The sequence below is a fragment of the Bacillus sp. LR--39 genome (genome assembly GCF_053613335.1).
On the sequence record NZ_JBSIOT010000122.1, the window covers coordinates 1 to 1,536 of the forward strand.

Sequence of the window (1,536 nt, forward strand, 5' to 3'; positions counted from 1 at the left end):
TTGAATCGCCTCTTATACTGTCTGACAGTACCCTCTCCGCCCTCTCCATTGATAAAATGGGCAAACATATAGCCAGCGCCAGATTCCGCGGCGAGCAGCGCGCTTTCTCCAGATGAGCCGAGCAGCCACACATCCGGAGCTGTTGAAATATGCGGCGCAGCCGTCAGATTCGGAAAACGGTGTTTATCATCCGCCAAATCATGCAAATACATGGTCAACTCCTTGATTTGCTGCGGATACTGATCAGCATTGCGCTTACCGCCGTCATTCAGCGCCCATGATGCAATCGGCATTCCCCCCGGTGCTCTGCCAAGCCCCAGGTCAATTCTTCCTGGTGTCAGCCCCTCCAGAACACGAAAGTTTTCAGCTACTTTATAAGCACTGTAATGCGGCAGCATGACTCCTCCTGATCCAACACGGATTCGCTTTGTTTTCGCCGCTATATGGCTGATTAGCACCTCAGGACTGGACCCTGCCAGACGTTTTGAAAAGTGATGCTCTGAAACCCAAAATCTCTTATATCCAAGGTCCTCAGCAGCTTGGGCAAGCGCAACGGTTTGCTGTAAGGCCGTTTCTGCATTGCTGCCCTCTGATACTGGAGATTGATCTAATATACTTAATGAAACCATCCCTACCACCTCATCCTCATCGTATCACTGATCCCCTATTTTTTCTCCAAAGCCGCTCACACTGCTTATCAGTGTCCCCTATCATTCGCCATTTATTTGTGAAAGCATGTCCCTATTTGTCGGAATATGTTACACGTGAAACATAAAAACCCCTCCAGACGGAGAGGTTTGCTTTAGTTTTTATTAAAGCCCTTTTCTTTCACGTAGTCATTTAAATACGTACGCGGCTTTTGCTTCATAAAGTTCAGTATTTGATCGGACCACGTTTCTTCCCGCTGCCCGTTTGTTCTTTCTCTATAGTAATCAGAAATGGTTTTGTCATACGTATTCATAGTATGACGGAAATCGTCTGTGTTCACATTATACGTATTCTCATGATAAACGGCCTGCTTTGGCAATCTCGGTTTTTTGCCGGAAAGGTTCGCAGGATGGCCTACTGCCAGTCCGAAAAGCGGGAGCACATGGTCAGGCGTTTGCAGCACCTCTGTCACCTTGTCCAGTTCATTCCGAATGCCGCCGATATAGCAAATGCCAAGCCCCATGGATTCAGCGGCAATGCTCATATTTTGCGCTGCCAGCGCCGCATCAATCAAGCTAACCATAAACATTTCTGTATTCTCGAGCAGCTCAGAAATATGTTCACCTTTTTCCTCAGCCAGTTGTTGATGGCGGTACAAATCCGCACAAAATACAAAAAAGTGTCCGTTCTTCTCAACGTAAGGCTGATTCCCAGCAAGCACGGACAGCTCACGTTTTTTCTCAGGATCAGAAACCCCGATAATCGAATATGCCTGCACATAGCTGGATGTAGACGCAGCCTGCGCACTTTTCACTAATGTATCAATTTCTTCAGCTGTCAAAAGCTGATCAGTAAAAGACCGGATTGACCGATGATTCAAAATGGTTT

The 1,536-nt window shown here is 47.0% G+C and carries 2 protein-coding genes; both read right to left on the reverse strand.

Translation table 11 applies throughout. From position 1 onward, the window contains the following. On the reverse strand, positions 1-629 hold a 629-nt coding region (locus ACWHAR_RS20965), incomplete at its 3' end, for an MsnO8 family LLM class oxidoreductase (RefSeq protein WP_452087708.1). A 173-nt stretch (positions 630-802) separates the two neighbouring features. Then, a partial coding sequence (nfsA, locus tag ACWHAR_RS20970) for an oxygen-insensitive NADPH nitroreductase (RefSeq protein ID WP_452087709.1) occupies positions 803-1,536 on the reverse strand: 734 nt, incomplete at its 5' end.